The sequence below is a fragment of the Streptomyces sp. NBC_00207 genome (genome assembly GCF_045160965.1).
GTDB lineage: Bacteria > Actinomycetota > Actinomycetes > Streptomycetales > Streptomycetaceae > Streptomyces.
Genome location: NZ_CP130715.1, coordinates 4214493 through 4237805 on the forward strand (window position 1 = coordinate 4214493; position 23313 = coordinate 4237805).

Annotated in this window: 18 protein-coding genes; 10 read left to right on the forward strand and 8 right to left on the reverse strand. The window is 70.2% G+C overall.

From position 1 onward, the window contains the following. Nucleotides 1-37 precede the first annotated feature (37 nt). A complete protein-coding gene (locus OG472_RS19950; protein ID WP_405941813.1) occupies nucleotides 38-1576 on the reverse strand; it encodes an MFS transporter in 1539 nt (512 codons plus the stop codon). Between the two features lie 62 nt (nucleotides 1577-1638). Further along, nucleotides 1639-2433, reverse strand: a complete 795-nt coding sequence (locus tag OG472_RS19955; protein ID WP_405941814.1) for a TetR/AcrR family transcriptional regulator — start codon at nucleotides 2431-2433, stop codon at nucleotides 1639-1641. A gap of 279 nt (nucleotides 2434-2712) precedes the next feature. On the opposite strand from OG472_RS19955, the gene OG472_RS19960 reads away from it, so the two are divergent. After that, nucleotides 2713-3990: a M6 family metalloprotease domain-containing protein gene (locus tag OG472_RS19960; RefSeq protein ID WP_401608500.1), complete on the forward strand. Its 1278-nt coding sequence runs from the start codon at nucleotides 2713-2715 to the stop codon at nucleotides 3988-3990. A gap of 142 nt (nucleotides 3991-4132) precedes the next feature. Here the strand turns inward: OG472_RS19960 and OG472_RS19965 are convergent, their stop codons facing one another. Next, nucleotides 4133-4975 carry a thioesterase II family protein gene (locus OG472_RS19965; RefSeq protein WP_405830536.1) on the reverse strand — a complete coding sequence of 281 codons (843 nt, stop codon included), beginning with the start codon at nucleotides 4973-4975 and terminating at the stop codon, nucleotides 4133-4135. Beyond that, nucleotides 4959-5759 (reverse strand): BTAD domain-containing putative transcriptional regulator, encoded by an 801-nt coding sequence (locus OG472_RS19970; RefSeq protein WP_405941815.1) that lies wholly within the window; start codon nucleotides 5757-5759, stop codon nucleotides 4959-4961. Before OG472_RS19970 ends, OG472_RS19965 begins: the two co-directional genes overlap by 17 nt. Before the next feature lie 683 nt (nucleotides 5760-6442). Here OG472_RS19970 and OG472_RS19975 point away from each other — a divergent pair. From OG472_RS19975 to OG472_RS20005, 7 genes are all read left to right on the forward strand, one after another. Further along, nucleotides 6443-7009: a hypothetical protein gene (locus tag OG472_RS19975; protein ID WP_405830540.1), complete on the forward strand. Its 567-nt coding sequence runs from the start codon at nucleotides 6443-6445 to the stop codon at nucleotides 7007-7009. A gap of 472 nt (nucleotides 7010-7481) precedes the next feature. Beyond that, nucleotides 7482-7934 (forward strand): hypothetical protein, encoded by a 453-nt coding sequence (locus OG472_RS19980; RefSeq protein ID WP_401608490.1) that lies wholly within the window; start codon nucleotides 7482-7484, stop codon nucleotides 7932-7934. Nucleotides 7935-8083: 149 nt separating this feature from the next. After that, nucleotides 8084-8977, forward strand: coding sequence for a hypothetical protein (locus tag OG472_RS19985; protein ID WP_405941816.1), 894 nt, complete (start codon nucleotides 8084-8086; stop codon nucleotides 8975-8977). A gap of 12 nt (nucleotides 8978-8989) precedes the next feature. After that, nucleotides 8990-10336 (forward strand): peptidoglycan-binding protein, encoded by a 1347-nt coding sequence (locus OG472_RS19990; RefSeq protein ID WP_405830543.1) that lies wholly within the window; start codon nucleotides 8990-8992, stop codon nucleotides 10334-10336. Then, the gene (locus OG472_RS19995; RefSeq protein ID WP_401608482.1) at nucleotides 10333-11040 is read left to right on the forward strand and encodes an ABC transporter ATP-binding protein; all 708 of its coding nucleotides are present in this window, start codon (nucleotides 10333-10335) and stop codon (nucleotides 11038-11040) included. The genes OG472_RS19990 and OG472_RS19995 overlap by 4 nt, the downstream gene beginning before the upstream one ends. Then, the gene (locus OG472_RS20000) at nucleotides 11037-12305 is read left to right on the forward strand and encodes an ABC transporter permease (RefSeq protein WP_401608481.1); all 1269 of its coding nucleotides are present in this window, start codon (nucleotides 11037-11039) and stop codon (nucleotides 12303-12305) included. The genes OG472_RS19995 and OG472_RS20000 overlap by 4 nt, the downstream gene beginning before the upstream one ends. Before the next feature lie 214 nt (nucleotides 12306-12519). Further along, complete coding sequence (locus OG472_RS20005; protein WP_405941817.1) at nucleotides 12520-16986, forward strand: hypothetical protein; 4467 nt, start codon at nucleotides 12520-12522, stop codon at nucleotides 16984-16986. 77 nt (nucleotides 16987-17063) lie between these two features. On the opposite strand, the gene OG472_RS20010 is transcribed toward OG472_RS20005, so the two are convergent. After that, on the reverse strand, nucleotides 17064-17687 hold the full coding sequence (locus OG472_RS20010; RefSeq protein WP_401608478.1) for a DUF6461 domain-containing protein: 624 nt from the start codon (nucleotides 17685-17687) through the stop codon (nucleotides 17064-17066). A 546-nt stretch (nucleotides 17688-18233) separates the two neighbouring features. Here OG472_RS20010 and OG472_RS20015 point away from each other — a divergent pair. Both OG472_RS20015 and OG472_RS20020 read left to right on the forward strand, forming a co-directional pair. After that, nucleotides 18234-19139, forward strand: coding sequence for a hypothetical protein (locus OG472_RS20015; RefSeq protein WP_383571055.1), 906 nt, complete (start codon nucleotides 18234-18236; stop codon nucleotides 19137-19139). Continuing rightward, a complete protein-coding gene (locus OG472_RS20020) occupies nucleotides 19136-19648 on the forward strand; it encodes a hypothetical protein (protein WP_401608474.1) in 513 nt (170 codons plus the stop codon). The genes OG472_RS20015 and OG472_RS20020 overlap by 4 nt, the downstream gene beginning before the upstream one ends. A gap of 71 nt (nucleotides 19649-19719) precedes the next feature. Here the strand turns inward: OG472_RS20020 and OG472_RS20025 are convergent, their stop codons facing one another. The 3 genes from OG472_RS20025 to OG472_RS20035 are packed head-to-tail and all read right to left on the reverse strand — an operon-like array spanning nucleotide 19720 to nucleotide 23228. Next, nucleotides 19720-20493 carry a hypothetical protein gene (locus OG472_RS20025; protein WP_405941818.1) on the reverse strand — a complete coding sequence of 258 codons (774 nt, stop codon included), beginning with the start codon at nucleotides 20491-20493 and terminating at the stop codon, nucleotides 19720-19722. Next, nucleotides 20490-20990, reverse strand: coding sequence for a hypothetical protein (locus tag OG472_RS20030; protein ID WP_405830549.1), 501 nt, complete (start codon nucleotides 20988-20990; stop codon nucleotides 20490-20492). Before OG472_RS20030 ends, OG472_RS20025 begins: the two co-directional genes overlap by 4 nt. Before the next feature lie 6 nt (nucleotides 20991-20996). Next, a complete protein-coding gene (locus OG472_RS20035; RefSeq protein ID WP_405941819.1) occupies nucleotides 20997-23228 on the reverse strand; it encodes a glycoside hydrolase domain-containing protein in 2232 nt (743 codons plus the stop codon). Nucleotides 23229-23313 lie beyond the last annotated feature (85 nt).

Below are 23313 nucleotides of genomic sequence, written 5' to 3' on the forward strand. Positions count from 1 at the left end.
AGCGGGGTGATCAGTCATTCCCGTGCGGGCACCGCCGTCAGTGGGCGATCACCGGGACCTTGAACTCCGCGTCCGCACGCTCGCCGTCGCCGGAGGCCACCGGACCGCCCATGTTCGGCCGGCCGGTGTTGATCAGCGTCAGGGCGATGACCGAGCTGGCGACCAGGATGCCGACCGCCCACCAGATGGCGGAGGCGTAGCCCTCGACCATGGCCTGCGCCTGGATCAGCTGTCCGGCCGGGCCGCCCGCCGCGGCCGCGGCCGCGTGGTCGGTCAGGTACGCCGTGGTCGCCGAGGCGGCGATCGTGTTCAGCAGCGCGGTGCCGATGGCGCCGCCGACCTGCTGCGAGGTGTTGACCATGGCGGAGGCGACTCCGGCGTCGGCCGGGTCCACCCCGTGCGTGGCGAGGGACATCGCCGGCATGAACGCCGTGCCCATGCCGAGGCCGAGCAGCAGCTGCGCCGGGAGGATCAGCGCCGGGTACGAGGACCCGACCTCCAGCTGGGTCAGCAGCAGCATGCCGAGGCCGGCGACCAGGAAGCCGGGGCCCATCAGCAGGCGCGGCGGTACCCGGGTCATCAGGCGGGCGCCGATCTGCGTGGAGCCCAGGATCATGCCCGCGATCATCGGCAGGAAGGCGAAGCCGGTCTTGACCGGCGAGAAGCCCTTCACGACCTGGAGGTAGTAGGTCAGGAAGAGGAACAGGCCGAACATGGAGATGACGGCCAGGCCGAGCGAGAGGTAGACACCGCCGCGGTTGCGCTCCAGCAGGACGCGCAGCGGCAGCAGCGGGGACTTCACCTTGGACTCGACGAGGACGAAGGCCGCCAGCAGCAGCGCCGAGGCGACGAACATGGCCACGGTCACGGCGTCCGACCAGCCCGCGGACTCGGCGCGCGTGAAGCCGTACACGAGGGCGACGAGACCGAGGGTGGACAGGACCACACCGGGGATGTCGAGCGGAGCGCGGTTGCGGGAGCCGGCGGGCTCGCGGATGACCATCCAGGCACCCACGGCCGCGACGATCGCGAACGGGATGTTGACGAAGAAGGTCCAGCGCCAGTTGAGGTACTCGGTGAGGAAGCCGCCGAGGATCAGCCCGACGGCGCCGCCGCCGCCCGCGATCGCGCCGTAGATGCCGAAGGCCTTGGCGCGCTCCTTGGCGTCGGTGAACATCACCGCGAGCAGCGAGAGGGCCGCCGGTGCGAGCAGTGCGCCGAAGGCACCCTGGAGGGCGCGGGCGCCGAGCATCATGGCCTCGCCGTTCGCGGCGCCGCCCAGCGCGGAGGCCAAGGCGAAGCCGATGAGGCCGACGACGAAGGCGTTCTTACGGCCCCACTTGTCGGCGATGCGGCCGCCGAAGAGGAGCAGTCCGCCGAAGGCCAGCGCGTACGCGGTGATGACCCACTGGCGGTTGCCGTCCGAGATGCCGAGGTCGGTCTGGGCGGACGGCAGGGCGATGTTCACGATGGTCGCGTCGAGGACGACCATCAGCTGGGCCAGGGCTATGAAGACGAGCGCCTTCCAGCGGCTGGGATCGGCAGCCAGCGGCGGTGTCGCGGCTGTTTTTGACATGGGGGTACCCACTTCACTGTGCGGAATGACTGAAAAAGGCTATTTGGCGAGCTTTGTGCGCGTCACATGGTCTTTTGCCGGAGGTCGTCGAAAGTGGCCGCCGAACCCGGCAGTTCGGAGCGGGCCGGAGCCCTCAACCCGTCGAGGAAGAGCTGGAGGTGACGGTGGGCGAAGCGGTCGGTGTCGAGGCAGGCGGTTCCGGGCAGCGGGCGGCTGAGCTGGGACAGGGCGACCATCAGGTCGCCGACGCCGATGTCCGTACGGATCGCTCCGGCGTCCTGGCCGGTGGCCAGCAGTGCCTCGACGGCCGACTCCAGGGCGGTCTGCGCCGCGAGGAGTTCGGGGTGTTCGCGGTCGAAGTCGTCGGCGAGCATGGGGCACAGGGCGCCGATCCGCTCGTCGGCCGCGGCGTGCGTGAAGCGGCACAGCGCGGCGAAGGCGTCCGACTCCTCGGCGAGGGAGGCCTCGGCCGACGCCGTGACCCGGCCCATCACGAAGAGCACGACGTGACGGACGAGGCTGGGCCGGTCGGGGAAGTGCCGGTAGAGGGTGGCGTTGCCGATGCCGGCCCGCCGGGCCACCTCGTCGAAGGGGGCCGCGGAACCGAACTCGACGAAGGCCTCGCGGGCCGCCGCCAGGATCCGCTCACGGTTGCGGACGGCGTCGGCGCGCGGACGCGGGACCCCGGAGCCGGCCCCGCGGGACGCACGCGGCGCACGGGCGCCGGCCGCCTCCCGCACGCGCACCGGCTCCGAGGCCGGGGCCTGCGCCGGCGCTGCGACTGCGGCCTGCGCCGGGGCCGCGTTCGCCACGAGGGCGGACGGGGCCGCCGGGACGGTGGCGGTGGGGCGCTTCATTCCGGGGCCTCCCTGGCACGGTGACACGCAGTACGGACGGACGGCCGCACGGACAGTTCGCCCGGCCCGCCCAAACGGGGAGCCGGTCCCCGCTTTGCGGGACTCACGTACAAACGGGGATCCGGTCCCCGGTTATTTCACTCCCCCGTGTGACCTGAGCCACAAGCCCGTCCACGTTCGGCCTCTCCCGACGCGCGGGCGCGCCGCGCCCGTCGGAGGGTGATCGAACAGAGCGCAGACCGGAGAGGGCCGGCTGCCGCGGACCCGAAGGCGATCTCCATGCCGCAGACCCGCCACCGGATACGCAAGCCCCGCCGCACCAGCGCGTTCATCGGCCTGACCGCGCTGGCCCTCGGCGTCTCCGCAACCGCGAGCACCGGGATATCCAGTCGCGGGAACTCGGCGGCCGGCCCCGTGGCCACGACCGTCGAATCGGCTCTCGCGCCCTGCCGGATCGCCGGCACGATGGGCGTGCAGATGTCCGAGGGCCTGCCGACCCCGCCCGGGTACTCGCGCTCGACCGGCGAGGTCCGCGCCCTGAACCTGATGATCGACTTCCCCGACGCCAAAGGGGAGGGCGCGGCCGCGGACCGGCTGGCCGAGTTCTTCCCCCAGACCGCCGACTGGTTCCGCACCAGCTCCTACGGCCGGCTCACCTACCGGCCCGAGGCCCCCATAAGGAACTGGCTGCGGATGCCGATGCCCTTCGCGGCGTACGGGATCGAGCGCGGGTCCCCGTACGAGCCGGGCTACCGGCAGCTCGTCGAGCACATCGCGAAGGCCGCCGACCCCGAGGTGGACTTCAGCCGGTACGACCTGATCAACATCCTGATCACGCCGAACGCCGGGCCGTCCGCCCTGGACACCGTCCTCTCGGTGACCTTCTCGGGCAACGGCGAGGCCCCCGTCGCCGACGGGGTGCCGCTGGCCAACACGTCCTTCGTCTACAGCCGCCAGGACGACGGCTCCGGTACCTACCGGGAGACCGGCTACCGGGTGCTCCCGCACGAGAACGGGCACGTCTTCGGGCTGCCCGACCTCTACACCTCCGACGGAGGGAGCACCGTCGGGCACTGGGACATCATGAGCGAGGACTGGGGTGCCAACAACGACCTCATGGGCTGGCACAAGTGGAAGCTGGGCTGGCTGGACAGCACGCAGATCAGCTGCGCGTCCAAGCCGGGCACCAGCGACCACACCCTGTCCCCGCTGGGGGTGCGGGGCGGCACGAAGCTGGCCTTCATCCCGTTGTCGGAGAGCGCCGGGTACGCGGTGGAGGTGCGGACCCGGGCCGGGAACGACGAGGCCGTGTGCAAGCCCGGCGTCCTCGTCTACAAGGTGGACTCCGACGTGGACACCGGGCACGGCCCCATCACGGTGTCGGACAGCTCAGGCGCGAGCGGCGGCTGCACGCGCCGGCCCAATGTCCACGCGGAACTGTCGGACGCCCCGTTCCGGCCGGGCGAGACCTTCACCGACGAGAAGGCGGGCATCAGCGTCTCGGTGGTGGGCCAGCTGCGCAACGGCAGTTACCAGGTCCGCGTCACCCGGCCGTAGGCACCGGAGGGAACCAACGGCCTTCGCCCGGTGGGGTCCTGAGTGTCCGCACTCGGGACCCCGGCCCGCCGCCGCGCGAGGCGGCGAGCCGACCCCGCCCCGCGCACCGGCCGGCGCGTGCTCCGAACTGCCGGGCCGGGTCTCAGCGTTCCGCCGCGAGGGCCTCGCGCAGGACGTCCCCGACCTCGCCCCGGTGCTCCCGGGCCAGCAGGAAGAAGTGGTCCCCGGCGAAGCGGCGCACCCGGCACGGCCCGGTCGTGTGGTCGGCCCAGCCGTCGAGCGGCTCGTGCGGGACCAGCGGATCCGCCGTGCCGCCCAGCACGTGGAGCGGCACGTCGAGCCGTACGTCCTCGAACCCCGCCGCGGCCTCCCGGCTGAGTGCGATGTCGGCCCGCAGCACGCGCGTGACGTGGGCCAGCATGTCCGGGTCCTGCAGGACCCACTCCGGCGTGCCCCCGCCGTCGCGCAGCAGCCGGACGGCGTCCTCCTCGGTGACCGTGGCGTGGGCCCGGCGCGGGGTCCGGCCGGGCACCTGGCCACTGACGACGGCCGCCCGGCACTGCGGGCCGAGGAGCAGGGCCGCGCGGGCGGCGAGGAGCGCGCCGAGGCTGTGCCCGAAGACCACCGTGGGCAGCGGGTCGCGGCCGAGCACCTCGTCGGAGACCGCGTCCAGGACCTGGTCGAGCCGGCAGCCGGGAGGCTCGCCGAAGCGGCGTTCCCGCCCGGGGAGCGAGAGTCCGAGCACTTCCACGTCTGCGGGCAGCGCCTCGACGACCGGGTAGAGCGTGCTGGGCCCGGACCCGGAATGCGGGAACACCAGGAGGCGTACGCGGGGCGCGGCTGCCGCGCCCGGCGGCCGCAGCAGCGGCCACCAGGGGACGGTGGGGGCGTTCATCGTCGTCACCTCGAAGCTCCCGTTCGCGGGCAGTTGATGATCCGGGTCGGCCTGCGCAGCGGGCCGGTCCGCCTCACGCGGCGTTGGCACCGACCAGTTGATCCGCGCCACAGTCGTCCAGCGCGGGGGCGTGCGTCAAGATCGCGTGCTGGAGCCGCTGGAGGCGCGGCGCGGGTTCGATCCCGTGGTCCTCGACCAGGTTGCTCCGGAGCCTGCCGTACGTCGCCAGCGCCTCGGTGGTCCGTCCGCTGCGGTAGAGGGCCACCATCAGGTAGGCATAAAGGTTTTCCCACGTCGAGCGGCTGTCGAGCAGGGCGCGGATCTCACCGACGAGGGCCTGGTGATTCCCGAGTTCGAGTTCGAGCTCGAAACGCTGCTCATGGGCGAAGGAGCGGCGCTCGTCCAGCCGCCGGCCGATGGATTCGAAGGCGGGAATTCCGCGCAGGTCTTCGAGGGCCTGTCCGCGCCACAGGGAAATGGCTTGCCCCAGGGATTCCGAAGCCTTTTCCCGCTCACCCGCCCGACGGAATTCACGGGCCGTTCCCAGCAGTCGGTCGAATGCGTGGACGTCCAGATCGCACCCGCCGAGCCGCAGCCGGTATCCGGGCGGCTGGGTGGTGACGAGCGCGGCGGCGTCGAGGCCGAGCGCCCGGAGGTGTTTGCGCAGCTGGGAGACGTAGACGTGCAGGGCGGTGGCGGCGGTCTGCGGAGGAGTGCCTGACCAGAGGGCCTCGATGAGCCGTCCGGAGGACACGGCTTCACCGTGGTGCGTGCAGAGATAGGCCAGGAGGGAGCGGACCTTGAGCGGTCTCGGCGATACCTGGGTCCCGTCCTCCGTCTCCATCCCCACCGGTCCGAGCACCTGGAACTTCACGGCATTTCCCCCTGGTAGATCTCTTGGCCACGAAGGGGGGCGCAAACGACCGGCCTCCATCGCGCGGCCCCCTTCCGCACTGCATAGATCTTCATTGGGGATCCAGGCCGAGTCAAGCCGCCGAACTCGTACCCGAGGAACGCTGAAGGCGCCTTGGCCAATTGGCGGCGCCGCACACGATCCATGCGAATGAGCCGTATCTCACATCCATTTCGGAAGGGTCGGCCCGATCTCCCGGGACCGCCCGATGGACTGTTTTTCGCCAGTAGACCGGGCTTGTTCAAGCCAAGTTCGAAGGGCGTGAAAAGCGTCCCGCACGAGCGGCACACCGCCCCGGACAGCCGGTCCACGGCCGGCGTGCGCCGAAACGCCGTCGGCCTGCACCTCTTTGCGGCTATCGTCCCGGCCGACACCCGCCTCCGGGGGCTGCGCGAGCCCGGCGACACCGCGGATCAGCACGGACACCGGCTGTGGTTGACTCGGCGACGCACGCGCCCGGGGGTGGACCTCCACCGGGCACGGCGAAGCCCGACGGCGAGACGGCTCGTGCACCGACCCGCCGCAGCGGCAGGGGGTGATCCCGCCGCGGAGCCGACGCACACCATCCGCCCGCTCAGGGGGATGCGTACCGTCACGCCGCATTCGACTCTTGCAATTCGAGTACCACGAGGGGGAGTTCTCTCATGCATTCCATCAAGGCCGTTCGCCTGCTGGCAGCCGGCGTCGCCGTCACGGCGAGCGCGCTGTGCATAGCCGTGCCGCAGGCCCAGGCGGCCGGGCTCACGGCGCCGGCCGCCGCGCCCGGTGCGTCCGTCGCGGCGGCCACCCCCGACTGCTACGGGACCTGCGTCCTCGGCGTCCGCGCCGCGACCCACCCGACCTTCGACCGCTTCGTGATCGACCTGGGCGAGGGACCGATCCCGCAGTGGACCGCAACCACGCAGACGACCCCGCTGACCTGCTGCGGTGACGAGTCGAGCGAGCACGTGGTCCCGATCACGGGCAAGCAGTACCTGAAGATCAAGCTGTCCAAGGCGACCGGATTCGACTTCGCCAACTCCAAGCCGGTGTACACGAGTCCGGACTACTCCACCTACAACTTCCCGAGCCTCAAGGGGCAGGGCCGCACCGGCAGCACCGACCCCGAGGGCCGTGAGTTCAACATCGGACTCGCCCTCGGTGACCACTCCTCGTACCGGATCTCGAAGCTCACGGCTCCGAACCGCATCGTGGTCGACATCAACCGCTGAGTGCCGCCGACGGGGCCGGACGCCGGAACCCGCTTCGCCTCGGTTCGCCACGAACGCCGCATACCGGGATAATTCAAATATTCCGGAAATAAACCGTAGGGGCACGCCGCCCGGCGTGCCCCTACGGCATTCCCACGGCGATTCCGGATAGGCGCCCCGATGCCAAATCGTGACCACCCCTTGAGGGATCAATGCCCGAATTGCCGGATCTTAATGATGTTTAAATGATCCGGTCGCCGGGAGAGGTTCGACCAACCCCTCCACAGACCAGGCGATTCACCAAGACTGCGCACCCAGGGGGGCTGTCCGCGTCTGGGTGCACAGGGGGGAAGGCGTGGAGGTCGTGCTGCTCGCGCAGCGCCGCCGACGCCCGTCCGACAACGCTGCGGGATCGGGTTCCCGGGCGGACTCTTCCGTGCTCGCCCGGACCGCACCGGCCACTCGCGGGTGCGACCTGGAAGGGCAATTGATTATGGGTATCGCAGGATCTCGCCTCGTCATGGCCGCGGCCGCCGCCGCAGCAGCAACGCTGTTGATCGCACCTTCCGCCCACGCGGGATCCCCCGAGGACGAGGCGAACTACTGGCACAAGGACATCTGCGTGGACCCGGGCTACGGGGACTTCAAGTTCACGCTGTTCTACAACTCCAACTTCATGGGCTCCTACCGGAACATGGGCTACAACGTCTATGACTTCGGCGGCCCGCGCCCGCTGACGTTCTGCCAGCTCGGCGCCAGCGCCCCGCACCCCGGCTCCGGGCAGAACATCAAGAACAACGCCGCCTCCGCGAAGAACTTCCACGCCACCTACGTCGCCGACGTGTACTACAACAGCGGCTTCAAGGGCGCGGTCGACGACGTCGCCTGGGGCCGCAACCTGAACTACACGAAGAACAACAACGCGTCCTTCCGCTGGCGGGGCTGACCCCTGCCCGCCCGCCGGAACGGCGCGTGGGCCCTCGGCAGACACCGTCCCCGCCGGCTCGAAGCCGGCGGGGCCCGTGCCGTGGTCCCCGCCCGTTCCGGCACCAGTTCGCCTGAGCACATCCCCGCAGTACGAGAACGGTAGACCGCATGCGTTTCCTGAATTCCCTCTCCGCAAGGTCGGCAGCGGCATGCGCCGTTCTCGGCCTGACCGCGGCCGCGACAGCCGGTTGCTCGTTCTCGCCCGACTCATCCGCCGCGGGCGGTTCGCTCCGGTCCGCCCCCTCGCGCAACTTCAACGAGGCGGACCCCGCGACATGGACCCTGCCGATGGAGGCGTACCTGCCCTCGGACGACGAGCGGCGGCAGATGGCCCAGGCCAAGGCCGCCCTCATCGGCGACTGCATGAAGAACGCGGGGTACGCCCAGTGGCGTGCGGCGCCCGAGCTGCCGAAGGTGGGGCCGAAGACCCTGACCGACTGGCGCTACGGCATCCATGACGGGGACCTGGCCAAGAGGCGCGGCTACAAGCCGGAGGCGGCCGAACAGGAGGCGTACGACGCGGCCGTGAACGTGGGGGCGGTCGACGGAACCTCGGCCAACGGCCCCGACGGCCAGGCCTTGCAGGCGTGCCGGGGCGAAGTGCACACCAAGCTCAAGGGGGACGTCGTCGACTACTCCGAGGAGGCTCAGAAGCTGGGCAACGAGGCTTACGTGCGCTCCAAGGAGGAAGCCGAGGTCGTCGCCGCGTTCCAGGCGTGGTCCTCGTGCATGAAGGAAGGGGGCTACGACTACAAGCAGCCTCTGGACGCCAGTGACGATCCCCGTTTCGGCGGCCCGGACGTCACTCCGGACGAAATCGCGGCAGCCACCACCGACATCGCCTGCCGCGACCGGACCAAGGTGGCGAAGACGTGGTGGGAGGCCGAGACCAGGCTCCAGACCGCCGCGCTGGAGAAGCACGCCGAGTCGCTGAACAAGGCGCGCAAGGACATGGACGCCGCGTCGAAGGCCGCCGCCGATGCCCTCGCCGGCCAGCAGTAGGAGCGTCGGACCGTGACAGACTCTTCGTCCCCGGACGGCTCCCCCATGGAGACCCGTGCACCGGGACACAAGCGGACCGCCGAGCAGCGCGGAGGGCTCGTCCGTCGCCGTCGGATCCTGATCGGCGTGATCGGGGCGACGCTGGCGCTCACGGGCGTGGGGACCGCAGCGGCTTCCCTGCTCAAGTCCCCGGCGCAGGTGGCCGCCGAGACCGCACCTCCCGCTCCCGACGTGCTGACCGCACCGGTGGAGAAGAGAGTGCTTTCGGCGTCGCTGGTCACCCGCGGCAAGGTTGCCGCGTCCCAGCGCGTTGAGGTCCTCTCCGCCGGGCTCACCGGCCCCGACACCACCCGGCCCGTGGTGACCAAGGTGAACGCGAAGCCGGGCGAAGTCGTGAAGCCCGGCTCGGTGCTCGTGGAGGTGGCCGGCCGTCCGGTACTGGCCCTGCGCGGTGCACTGCCCAGCTACCGGAACCTGTCGGGCGGCGCCGTCGGACCGGACGTGGTGCAGCTCCAGCAGGCCCTGGCCGAACTGGGCCACCGCCGCGGGAGCGACGCGTCGGGCACCTTCGGGCCCGGTACTCAGGAGGCGGTCCGCGCCCTCTACAAGGCCGCCGGCTACACCGCTCCGACGGGCGCGTCCGGAAAGGCCGATCCACCGGCCAAGCCGGACGGCGGCAAGCCCGGGGAAACTCCCGGCAAGCCCGCCTCCCCCGAGCCGCCGGCCACCGGGTCCACCGGGTCCGCGGGCGTGACCCTGCCGGCCTCCGAAGTGGCGTTCGTGTCCGACGGCCCGGTCCGGGTCGAGTCGGTCGATGCCGTGGTGGGCACCACCGCCGGCGAGAAACTCCTGACGCTCACGGCGGGCGCGCTGGTCGTCGACGGAGCGCTGGAGAGCTACCAGAAGGAGACGGTGCGGCCCGACCAGAAGGTCGAGATCTTCGCCGAGAGCACGGGGGCCCGGGCCGTCGGCACCGTGACGGCGGTCGTCGCCGCGCCCGCACCCACCGCCAAGGACGCCGCCGCCTCGGCAGCGCCCGCCCTCGTGGTCAAGGTCAAGCCCGACACCGCGCTCCCCGCCGAGTTCGCCGGCCAGAACGTGCGCCTCACCATCACCGCGGCCGCCTCCAAGGGAGAGGTCCTGGTCGTCCCGGCATCGGCCGTCTCCTCCGGAGCGGACGCTCGCACCACCGTCACCGTCGTATCGGGCGGCGGCAAGCAGACCCGCGTGGAGATCCGCCCGGGCATGACCGGCGACGGATACGTGGAGGTCACACCGGTCGGCGGCACGCTCGCGCCCGGCAACCGCGTGGTCATCGGCGTGACCCAGGCCCCGGTCCCCTCCGGAGGCAAGCGGTGATCCACGCCGAGCCGACCCCGGTGATCGAGTTCCGCTCGGTGGGGCTGACCTATCCCGGACCGCCGCCCGTCCCCGCGCTGCTGCCGTGCGACCTGACCGTACGGCGCGGCGAGTACGTCACGATCGTGGGGCCCTCCGGGTCGGGGAAGTCCACCTTCCTGAACATCGCAGGTCTGCTGGACGCCCCCACCTGCGGCACCTACCTCATCGACGGCATCGACACCACCGGCATCCGCGACCGGGACCGCACGACCCTGCGCGGATCACGGATCGGATTCGTCTTCCAGGCCTTCCACCTCCTCGCACACCGCAGCGCCCTGGAGAACGTCGAACTGGCCATGGTCTACCAGCGCGTTCCGCGTGCCCAACGGCGCACCCGCGCCCGGGCCGCACTCGGCCGCGTGGGCCTCGGCCACCGCCTCGAAGCCCTGCCCACCCGGCTCTCCGGCGGCGAACGCCAGCGGGTCGCCATCGCCCGGGCCCTGGTGACCGAACCCTCCCTCCTGCTGTGCGACGAACCCACCGGGAACCTCGACACCGCCACCGCCGAATCGGTACTGCACCTGCTCGACCAGTTGCACGCCGACGGCGCGACCATCGTCGCCATCACCCACGACCCGCAGGTGGCGGCCCGGGGGCAGCGCACCGTGTCCATCCGCGACGGGCGCCTCACCGACAGCGCCGCCGCAGGGGTGGGCGCATGACCGGGCGTCGGCGTTCCCGCCCCGCTCCCAGGCGGTCGGCGCTGGGCCGCCGTTCGGGACTGTCGCCGCGCGACCTGGTCGCCGAGGCCCTCGCCGGAGTGCTCCAGCGTCCCGCCCGGTCCGCCCTCACCGGGCTCGGCACCGTCCTGGGCGTCGGCGCCTTCATCGCCGTCCTCGGACTGACCGGGACCGCCGCCTCGCAGATCGACGGCCGCTTCAACGAACTGACCGCGACCGAAGTGACCGTGAAGGACACCGGCGGCCGCGACGCCGCCCACGTCCCCCTGGCCTTCCCGCCGGACGCCGACGAGCGCATCGCCGCGCTGAACGGCGTCTCCGCGGCCGGCGTCTTCTGGAACGTCCGGCTGCGCCCGGACCAGAGCGTCACCACCTCCCTCCACGGCGCGGGCGGCGCCGGCCGGAACGACCTGCGCCCGCAGATCACCGCCGCGTCGCAGGGAGCCCTCCTGGCAACGGGCCCCCGCCTGGCGCAGGGAAGGACCTTCGACGCCTTCCACGAACGCGAACGCCAGCGGGTCGCCGTCGTCGGCTCGGCCGCCGCCGCACGACTGGGCATCACGGGCGTCCAGAACAGTCCCGCGATCTTCATCGGCGGTACGCCCTTCACCGTCATCGGCATCCTCAAGGACGTCGACCGCAAACCGGACCTGCTGATGGCCGTGATGATCCCCCGCTCGACCGCCGAGCACATCTGGGGACCGCCCGCCGACGACCGGGCCACCATGCTCATCTCCACCCGGCTCGGCGCCGCCGGCCAGGTGGCCGGCGAGGCCGCCCTCGCGCTGCGCCCGGACCACCCCGAGTACTTCAAGGCCCTGGCACCCCCCGACCCCAAGACCCTCAGGTCCGGCGTCGGGGGCGACCTCGGCTCCCTCTTCCTCCTCCTGGCCGCCGTATGCCTGGTCATCGGAGCGGTGGGCATCGCCAACACCACCCTGGTCGCCGTGATGGAACGGACGGGCGAAATCGGTCTGCGCCGCGCTCTCGGCGCCCGCGGACGGCACATCACCTGGCAGTTCCTGGCGGAGTCCACCGCCCTCGGCCTGATCGGCGGGCTCATCGGCACGTCCCTGGGCACAGGGGTCGTGGTGGGCGTGTCCGCCGCCCGCGCATGGACCCCGGTGCTCGACCCGACGACGCTCGCCACCGCGCCCGTCCTCGGCCTCGTGACCGGCCTCCTGGCGGGCCTCTACCCCGCCTGGCGCGCCTCCCGGATCCCACCGGCGGAGGCCCTCCGGCGCTGACCGGAGCGCCGGACCTCCCACAGGCCCGCCGGCGGACACCCCTGTCCGCGCGGGTCGCGGCCCCCGCATGGCGGAGGGTCCGCTTCGCCCTGCGCCGAGCCCGGCCCTCCCCCTCCCGCACCGCGGCGCCACCACCCCGTTCTTCGCTCGCCAGGACGTGCTCCAGCCCTGTCCTGAGCGGCGAGTCCCCCATCCGACAACTGAGGACATTTCCTTGAGGCATGAGGTAAGAAGGCGGCGCGCACCCGCGGCCGTCCTCCTGAGCACCGCGCTGATATGCGGTCTGGTGCAGAGTCAGGCATGGGCCGATCCGGCACCCGCCGCCCCTTCGGCACCCGCCGGCGCCCAGCCCGCGGGCCCGTCGCAGATCGCGCCCGCGGACCGCGACCAGGTCCTGGGCAAGGAGTGGAAGAACTCCACGGACCGCGCCTGGACCACCAGCAGCGACGTCACCGGTTTCCACATCCTCGTCGCCGACAAGAAGGCCGGCTACGGCTGGCGCACCGCCGCGTCCCTCGCCGAGCCCGGCTTCGACACGGACATGTGGGTCGGCAATGCGTGCGTGACCGGCTCCGGCAAGCGGGCCGTCGTCGCCTACGCCCCCCGGACCTTCACGAACAAGCCGGAGCTGATGGCCCGCGGCGCGTTCACCGCCATCGTCGACCTGGACTCCGGAGCCGTCACCAAGCTCAAGGAGCAGGGTTCGCTGGCGTACTTCAGCCCCGGCTGCGGCACCGGCGAGAGCGCCGTGTTCACCCAGTCCGGGGGCGAGACCAGGAACGCCACCCGCCTGCTGAAGGTCGATGCGGCGTCGGCCAAGGTCGCCACGCCCATCGAGCTGCCGGGTCAGGTGACCTCGGCGGTCCCGGTCGGCAAGGACATCGTCGCGGCCGATGGCGCCCGGCTGTCCCGCATCGACACGAGCGGCCGCCTCACGCCGATCGCACGAACGGCACAGGTTCCCTTCGCCCTTGCGGCGGACTCCGACGGCGGCGTCGTCTACATGGACCGGCCCGCCGGCTCCGGCGACAAGGCCGAGGTCCGCAGGGTCAGTTCCGGCGACATCTCCCGCGGTGACGACGCCAAGGCAAAGCCGCCGGTGCTCGCCAAGGGCGCGCTCACCCAGATGGACGTGACGGCCAGCGCACAGGGCAAGGTGTTCATCACCGGTGCCAGCAAGCCCGCGCAGGAACTGCCGGGCAGCGTGAAGCGCCGCCCGGACATCCCGAAGGACTCCGTTCCCAGCACGCAGGGCGATGTGCTGGTGACCAAGGTGGCCTGGGCCGACGGTGTCGACCCGCGGGCCAAGACGGCGGTGGCGCCGCGCGCCGCGAACATCGACGTCACGGTGGTCAAGACGGCCAAGCAGGCGAAGTTCACCGTGACTCCCCCCGTTCCGGACGACGCGAACCGGCCCGCATCCGGCCTGGCCCTGTCCCCGGCCCTCGCCGCGACCGCTCCGGCCGCCCCCCAGGCGAAGTCGGGGCCCTCGGCGCTCGCCGCGGCACCCGCTGTGGACGCGACGGCCGAACCGGACGCGTACTGCTCCGTACCGCGCAACAACCCGCGCAAGCAGGCCACTCAGCCCAAGCCGCGGCAGGTCGAGTGGGCGGTGAACCGGGCGATCACCAACACGCTGAACATGCACATCTCGCGCCCGTCCAACTGGAAGAACCTGGGCATGGGCGCCTACCAGCCCCAGAGCCTGTTCCCGCTCACCACGCTGGAGGGCGGCGGCCGCATCCCGGCCCAGGTGATGCTCGGCATCACCGCCCAGGAATCCAACATGTGGCAGGCGTCCCGCGTGGTCGTCCCGGGTGTCACCGGCAACTCGCTCATCGGCAACTTCTACGGCATCAAGTACAGCGCCAGCGGTACGCAGAACGACCCGTGGGCCATCGACTGGGCCGAGGCCGACTGCGGCTACGGCGTGACCCAGGTCACCGACGGCATGCGCATGCACGGCAAGGAGAAGCCGGGCGAGCGGGCCCTCAGCACGCTCCAGCAGGAAGCAGTCGCGCTCGACTACACGGCGAACATCGCGGCCGGCGTGAACATCCTCGCCGACAAGTGGAACATCACCCGCAAGGACGGCCTGGTCGCCAACAACGGTGACCCCAAGTGGGTGGAGAACTGGTTCTTCGCCCTGTGGGCGTACAACTCCGGCTACTACCCGAAGGCCGACGCGGGCCAGAACGGCGGCCTCTGGGGCGTCGGTTTCACCAACAACCCGGCCAACCCGCTGTGGAAGGCCAACCGCACCCCCTTCCTGGAGAACGCGAGCGGCAAGGACGACTACTCCCACGCCGCCCACCCCCAGGACTGGCCCTACCAGGAGAAGGTCATCGGCTGGGCCGCCCGCCCGCTGGAAGCCCTCGAGTCACCGGGCAAGATGGTCTCCGGCTTCCGCTACGCCTGGTGGAGCACCCCGGCACTGCGCACCGCCTCCAAGCCTGCCGAAGGACTGTTCTGCACCGCGGCCAACAGCTGCGACCCGAGCAAGATCGGCCCGGACGACAAGAACGACCCGGGCCTGGGCGCCTGCACCCGCGAGGACCTCAAGTGCTGGTGGAACCAGCCCGTCCAGTGGAAGGACTGCACCAAGAACGAGTGCGGTAACGAGACCTTCCGCTTCAACGACACCTATCCCGAGGAACTCGACGGCGCGGCCTACCCGCCGAACTGCAACAACACGCTGCCGGGCAACGCCATGATCGTCGACGACGTCCCCGGCACCTTCCTGCCCCCACGGGGCGGATGCTCGATGCTGAAGGCGTCCACCGGCACCTTCGACCTGGACTTCGCCACACCCAACGCGAAGATCGACTTCCAGCAGCTGGGCGGCGGCTACGGCGGTCACTTCTGGTTCGCCCACACGCGCAAGGCGGGCGCCGACGACCGGATGACGGTCACCGGCACCTGGAAGCTCGGCCAGCAGCTCGACAGTGACGCCAAGGTCTGGGTGCACATGCCCGACCACGGGGCGCACACCACCCAGGCGGTCTACGAGGTCCTCACCACGCAGGGCTGGGTCCAGCGGACCGCGTCCCAGCCCAGCATGGTCAACCGCTGGGTGAGCCTGGGGGCCTTCCGGTTCCAGGGCGTGTCCCCCCAGGTCCGGCTGTCCAGCATCACGGCGGACGGCACCGGCGACCAGGACATCGCCTTCGACGCCGTCGCCTTCGAGCCCGGCAACTTCTCCGACGTTCCGCAGGTCACCTTCCCGGACGCCGACGAGAACGCCTCGGACGAGCCGTACGACACCGCACCGGACCAGCCCGAGTCGCTCGGCTCGAAGACCTCGCTGTCCTCGCTGTCCTCGGCGCCTTCGCCGGCCTCACTGTTCCTGAAGCAGCCCCGGAGCCCCCAGGATCCGCTCGTCTCCCTCGCGCGCAAGCCGAAGGAGCAGGACTGCAAGCCGATCGAGGGCAGGAAGGGCGAGGAGCTGTGCTACGTCCGCAAGGACGTCGTCCAGAAGCCCGCGGCTCCCGCTCCGGCGCCGGCGCCGGCGCCGGCTCCCGGCGCGAGGTTCGCCCCGCAGTCGCTGACCGGTCCTGGAGTCGGAAACCCCGACCCCCTGTGCTACCGGGCCACCACGCTGATCACGCTCACCCGTGATGCCTCGTGCACGATCCAGAACCACCTGTGGACGCGGAACAAGGACGGGGTCCCGGCAGGGACGCTCAGCATCCGCGTGATCGCGACCATCGCGCTGGACAACCGCAGCGGCAAGTTCGAGCAGAAGATCAACATCTCCCGGGACAAGCACGACGCCTTCATCGGGCCGATCAACGTCAACGTCCGGGCGAACTGCAGCGGGCCGTGCTCGTCCGATCCGATGCAGTGGAGCGGGGTGCCGGACTGGGTCCCGGGCGACCCGCACAGCGCCACCGCCTCGATCGTCCACACCTGGACCAACAGCAACGGCAAGGACGTCCTCAACCCCACCTGGGGTCTGAGCGTCACCATGGCCGGCAAGAAGTCGGAGGTCGACTTCTCCGATCCCCAGCTGCGCGTGCGGTGCGACGACGTCACCAAGGGCACGAAGGACTGGAACAAGACCGGCTGCGTCTTCCCCGAGTACACGCCGAGCTACCTCGTCAACAGCGTGAAGTACCCGTCGGCCGCGGCTCTGTACTGGGTCTTCCAGGAGAAGCTGCCCAACCACCCGGGCAGCAAGAAGCACAACAGCCCCCTGCGGTACCTCGGCCCGGGGAACATGAAGGGGACGTCTGCCACCGGTCAGAAGATCGACCAGACGAACCAGCTGAACCGCAACGTCATCTGCCCGAGCTCCGGTCCGTACAAGTGGGTCGGCATCAACAACTGGAGCTGCGACGAGTACGCCTTCGCCATCACGCACGAGAGCGGCGGCATGCCGGGCGGCCCGAACCAGGTGTCCGATCCGACGAAGTGCGTCACCCTCTTCGCCGAGAAGAGCGGCGGGGTCAACCCGACGTGGACGATCAAGGATGATCTCCGCTTCGCCCCGCCGACCTGGACCGAGAGGTGCGGGCGCGGATCCATTCTCGTCAAGGAGAACACCGGAGCCGCGAGCCGTATCGGCACGATCTTCGTCCCGACGAAGCGCATGCTCGACGAGGACCCCTTCTTCGTGAGCACTCCCGGGTTCGAGGACTGCAGCATCAGCACGGTGTGCGTGATGCAGCCCCGCCCGTAGCGGGACAGCCCTTCCAGGGCGGCAGTGATCGACGGCGGGGTGGCTTCCACCCCGCCGTCGATTCGTTCCCCGCGGGCCTACTCGTCGTCGGAGAAGCCCTCGGGCTCGAGGTTCACGGCCGCCAGTTGCCCGCCGTCGTAGCCGATCTGCGGCACCGAGACCCGGAACTCCTCCTCGACGAGCCTCAGTACGCACCGGGCCGCATCCTCCGGGTGGGCCGACAGGCCGTCCTCCCCGAGGATTCCGACGCGGGTCATCGCCGGGACCAGCAGCCCGGGAAGCTCCCCCGTGACGGTGTCCGCGTCCAGGTCCGTCACCTCGAAGCGCACGAGCGCCCGACCGTCCCGGAACATCCGGAACATCGACGGTCCGCTCGAACTGTTGGTCACCACGACCGCCTCGGTGCCGGCCGAGACGGATTCGACGATGTCCTCGTCGTCGCCCTCCAGGCTCCACGGCTCCAGCGCGAACGCCCATCCGTCCGCAGAGCCGACCAGGGCGACCAGCCCGTACCCGCCGTCGATCTGGCCGGCTTCGCTCAACGTGACCGGTTCCGTGATCCGCGAGGGGTCTCCGCCCATGCGGCGAACGAGCTCCGCCACCTGCACGCCTTTGGCCAGAGTGAGGCAGTAGTGATCGAACCGTCCGTCCGAAATCCACTGGAGCCCTACCGTCACGATCCCGCCCTCCCTGGACACCATCTTGTCGGCATGCACTCTACGAGGGCCGGAGGCGAGCCGGCGCGGGGCCCCGTAGGCGGGAGAATTCCGGGCACCCGCCCCTCTGGCAGCACATTCTCACCCGGAATCCGCAGATTCGGCGGAACCTTCAAACGGAATCATTTACCCCGTAAGCACAAAGGCCTTCACAACCGGAATGTACGGCGACGAAAATCCGGCCACTTATCCGCCCGCGATATGTCGCACACGTACGGTCCGTCCGGCCCGCCACCGGCGCTCCCGCACTCCCCGTACGGCCCTACCAGGACTTCGGCCAGACGTTCGACAGCAGGTCCAGACCTGGAATCGCCTATTTCAATGCACCCTGTGGAGATACCCGACCACCTGCTCCACCGAGTTGGCCGGATCGCACCGGACGCCGCAGAAATCCCATGGGCAACGTGAGCCCGGCCCGAAATGCTGGGAGCGCTTGAAGCACCCCTCCGCCGAAGTTCGGCAGCAGACCGATCACGCGAAAGGCCCTTCACGTTGAGACCGATCAGAGCCATAGCGGGTACCGCCACTCTCGTGGCACTACTCGCCGCATGCGGAACGCAACAGGCGGGCAACCCGCCGCAGGACCCGGGTGCGCCGGTGAACGCCGCGCCCGCGCGGATGGCGCTCGACCAGATTCCTTCGGCTCCCACCAAGGGCCTGGCGGTGGGGCTCACCCTCCCGCTGGACGAATTCACCGCCAAGCCGGCCGACGGCTACGCCTGGAAGGTCGCCGTCCAGGACCAGTGGCGGTCCTGCATGGCACGCTACGGATTCAAGAACTTCGGCCCCCCTCAGGCTTCCGACCAGGCGGCGCGGGCCCAGGCGGACGCGACCATGGGGCGCCGCTACGGCGTCTCCGATCTCGACCTGGCCAAGAAGTACGGACACCACCTCCCGAACGACATCAAGGAACCCGCGCGCTGGGAGCCCGCTCCCGGTGCCGAGACCGCGGTGTTCACCGGCAAGGGTCCCGAGCTCAAGGGCAGCACCTACGCGGGCAAGGAGGTCCCGCAGGACGGCTGCCGCGGCGAGGCCCGCCGCCAGTTCCCGGTGCCCCAGAGCCCGGAGGCCGAACAGGTCGGGGTGAGGGTCTTCGACGAGACCAAGACCGACCCGGACGTCGTCAAGGCGTTCGCGCAGTGGTCCTCCTGCATGAAGGGGAAGGGCTACCAGCAGAGCCACCCGCTCGAGGACCTCGGCGCCCTCGGCATCTCCCTGTCCACCCCCACCGCCGGCAAGGAGGAGATCGCCCACGCGGTCGCCGACGTCGAGTGCAAGCGGGAGACCGACCTCATCAAGGTCTGGAACGGCAAGGAGACCGAGAAGCAGCGGAAGGCGATCGAGCAGAACGCGCCGAAGCTCTCGCAGGAGCGGGCCGCGAAGGACAAGAACGCGGCGAAGGTCGCGCAGGCGTACACAGTGGCGGGGAACCGATGAACATCATCAAGAGAATCGCCACCGTCGCGGCGGTCGGCGCCCTGAGCGCGCTGTCCTTCTCGGTGACGCCGGCCTCGGCGGCCACCTCCTACGAGTCGGACGTGTGCGGCTCCTCGGGCAACCGCTACTGCTTCGCCATCCACTACAACAGCCGGGGCGGGCAGACCTGGTACTCCGCCAGCCCGTGCTTCGTCGCGGACCGGGACGTCCCGGACTACTTCGGCTACTCGCCGAACCAGGCCTCCCTGGTCCGGTACGTCTTCCGTTCCGGGCAGATCTCCGGAACGGCGGCCGCCTGCACGCTCTCGAACGAGGGCGACGGCCAAGGGGTCAAGAACAACGCGGCCTCGGCGTCGAACGGCGAATGCGTGGCCGACTACCGGGTCTACTTCAACTCCGGTTACAGCGGCCCGAGCCAGAGCTTCTCCCCCAACTGCGGGGACTACTGGCCTGCGGAGAACCTGGTCTCCGGTCTCTACAACGAGAACGCCTCGCACGACCGCTACTAGGCCGCGCCGCGTCCCGGGAAGGTCCGCGCCCGAGGGAGACGACTCCCCCGGGCGCGGACCTTTCGGCAGGGTCAGGCTGCGTTGCCCTGCTTCTTCTCCAGCGACTTCGCGGCGCCGCGGCGCTTGGCGTCCATGACGTCGACCTCGGTGCCCGGGCCTGCGTCCGGCTGTTCGTTCCAGCCGCGGAGTCGGGCCGCGACCTCGGTCAGGCGCCGGTCGCCCGGACCCACGGCGAGGTAGAAGAGGGCCTCGTCGGGCTTGCGGTCGTCGCCGCCCCAGCGGACGACGCCGTCCAGCTCGGCGAGGACGTCCCGGATCACGAGCAGTTCGTAGGGGTAGAAGCCCCCCTTCGCGCCGGCCGGATAGTGGCCGGGACGGATCCGGATCGCCGTACCGGACGCCAGATTGCCTTCGGGAAGTCCCTTGCGGACCTTCCCGGGCGCCTGCCAGCCCGCCGCGTCGCCCTTGCGCAGCGCGTCTATCTCGTAGTGGAAGCGGCGGATCACGTGGAAGAGGAGGGTCTCCACCTCTCCGAGGCGGACGGCGACTCCGTCGAGCCCGGTTCCGGGGACGGGACGCGTCCAGATGGACCCCCCGCCGTCCGCGACCTTCTCCATCTCCCAGCCGTTCGGGCTCGGCTTGCCGGTGAAGATCTTGGCGCGCTCCTCCTCGAGCCGCCGCAGTGCCTTCTGGATGTCGTCCCGTTCCGGCACCTTGGGGGACGGGTCGGCGTATGCGGGTGTGGCGAGCAGAGCGGATCCGGGAATCGTTCCCAGACCCGCGAGGGCGAGGAGGCCGCCCGCCCGCCCCAAGGCCGCACGACGAGATATGCCCGGCTGGTTCAACGCTCGTTTCCCTTCATCGGGGGCTTCTTCTTGAGCTCAGTACGTTTGGCCGTCGCGACGGCGCCCGTGGCCGCGGCGCCGAGGGTCAGGACGGCCACGACCGGATTGACGTAGCCCGGCACGCCCGCGGAGTAGCTTCCGCCCTTGTCGATGTGGCACAGCAGGCGCAGGGGGACGAAGTCCCCCTGGAACGCGTCCACGCGCGCCGCCTTCGCCGGGCCGCCCGCTTCCAGGCAGGCGTCGAACTGCCGGGTCTCGTCCAGGAACAGGAGGTGCAGGCATCCCCACAGGTAGAAGGCGAGGGCTCCGCAGGCGCAGAGCAGGGCCACGTCCCGCCACTGGCCCCAGACCGTGTCCGCGCGCCCGCCGCGGCGGGTGGTCGTGACCATGAGGTACACACCGCAGACGGCCAGGGCCGCGAAGCAGAACAGGATGACGAGGAGCAGGACTCCCGGGTCATGCCCCGAGACCGGGCCCGAGGCCGCCACGAGCACCATCGATCCTCACAGTCCGCGCACGATGAGGTTGTACTTCTCGAACAGCTGGTAGAGGGGCATCCGCTTCCCCGCGTGCGCCTCCGCCTCGTCGCCCCACCCCTGGTACCGGCGCAGGATCTCGAAGGTCTCCTCGTCGGTGTAGTCGAGCTGCGGGATGCGCTGCGTCTTCTCCCCGCCCGGAGGGTTCTTCCCGCCCGGCTTGCCGCCCGCTCCCCAGATGTGGATGAGGGGAACCGTGGTGAGACTGAACGCGTTGTCCTGGTTGACCTTGTGCCACATCTTCCAAATATCGCCGTCGACGGCGGAATTGAGGATCTCCCCCGTCGTGTAGCCGGCGTCGATGCAGTAGTTCCAGGCCCGGATGCCGACTTCCCCGCTGATCTGGGCGATGCCGGTACTGGAGTCCCGTACGGGCACGACCCCGCTCGCGCCGGCACCCGTGTGGTAGAGCGTGACCCCCGCGTCCACGCCCAGGTCCACGGCGTCGTAGTGGCGCATCTCCCAGTAGGCCGAGGTCTGGATGAGCGCCTTGCGCATGTGGTGCTTCCGGGCGAGCGAGGTGACGAGGGCGTCGTTCGCGATGATCGTCTCCAGGCACTGGGTGTGCGTGAAGATGCGGGTGGCGCTGCTGTTCGGGTAGCCGATGGACACCATGTAGGAACTGATGTCGTCGTGCAGCGGCTGCCAGTACTGCATGGCGAAGTTGGCGTCGTCCTTCTCCGTGGCCGGGGTGTTGAAGGAGCCCTGGCCGGTGTCCCGCTCGGAGGCGATGTTGTTGTCGATGTTGATGGCGCCGGCGCCGCTCCCGACATTGATCGTGACGACCTGGTCGTACGCCCAGTCTGGGGGCAGCGGGTACCCGTAATTCCCGGAGAATCCGCTGGACATGTCTGAGACGAAGCTGGCGGTGCTCAGACCCGCCTGGCCCACCCGGATGCACACGTTGCGGGGACCGTAGACGCCGACGGCGTACGGGTTCCCGAACATGGCGAGGCCTTCCTTGACCCCTTGGAAATACGGGATCACGTTGTCCGTGATCTCGAAGTCGTACGCGTCGAAGTCGACGGCGAAGAAGATGCGGGCGCCCTCCTTGAACCCGTGGTTCTTGGCGGCGTTGGCGGCGGCGAGCGCCGCGTCCCTGCCCCGCGTGCGGGTGAAGCCCGAGGCCGCCCGCCCGTAGGTCTGGTAGATCGGGAAGCACCGGAGGCCGTTGGCGGCGATGGTGGCCAGCTCGCCCGGCCGGATGGCCTTCTCGGGGAGCCCGATGGGGTCGGGGTTGGTCAGGTAGCGGCCGATGTACTTGTACCCGGCGGCCTTCAGCGCGTCGGCGCGCGCCTGGGTGATCTTCGTGACCCCGTCGCAGGCGGTGCCCCGGCGGTCCTGGTCACCGTAGGAGACGAGGAGGGAGGCCCAGGTGGAGAAGTCCCCGTTGCCGGTGATCGGCAGCTCGCAGAAGTCCTGGAACGCCCTGACCTCGGTCGACAGGGCCCCGTTGAAGGTGCCGCCGAAGGTCACGTTGCGCTGGTTGAGGATCATGGCGGCGCTGAAGAGGAGCACCCAGGTGCCCGTGGACTGCAGGGAGAGGGAGTGCCTGCGCAGGCCGGTGCGGGTGCCCGGGCCGAACACGCCGTTGGCGACGCCGTCGGCCATGCCCAGCTCGTACTGGATGGCGAGGAGCATCGACTTGGCCACGGTGCGGGAGTGGTGCCCGTCGCAGGGGATGATGAAGAAGTCCGCCCGCTGGACGTAGCGCCCGTTGAGCCACTGCTGCACCTCGCGGACGCTGCTGCTGCCGCCGTTGACCACGACGTACGGGTCCATGGTGAGCAGGGCCTTGAACACCTTCGGCGTCAAGTCGGCGCCGGGGTAGGCGAGGTTGACGCCCATGTCGGCCTTCAGCTTGGTGACCGAGGCCTGCACCCGCGCGTTGTAGAGCCCGTCGATTTCACCGCCGTCGTAACCCTTGCAATAGAGGGCGGACTGGATGAGGCGGCAGAAGTCGGCCGAGGGCATCGTCGCGGAGTTCAGATTCGGATGCTTGGAAGTGAGCGCCGAGAGGGTACCCGGTCCGAAACTGTCGGACTGGGGGGATATGCCGAGCTCGTACTGCAGCGCTCTGGTGAGGGCGTACATCAGATTCCACGAGGTACGGCCGTCTTCCGCCACGGTGGGTACGCCACGGGGACCGTAGACCTGATTGATGAACCTCTGGGCCCTGATCACCATTTCGTCGGCCACGTGTATTCCTTTCAAGACTTCGCAGGAAGGACACGCGAGATCCAATCAACCGGGCAGGGATATTCCCACACCATTTCGCCTCGCT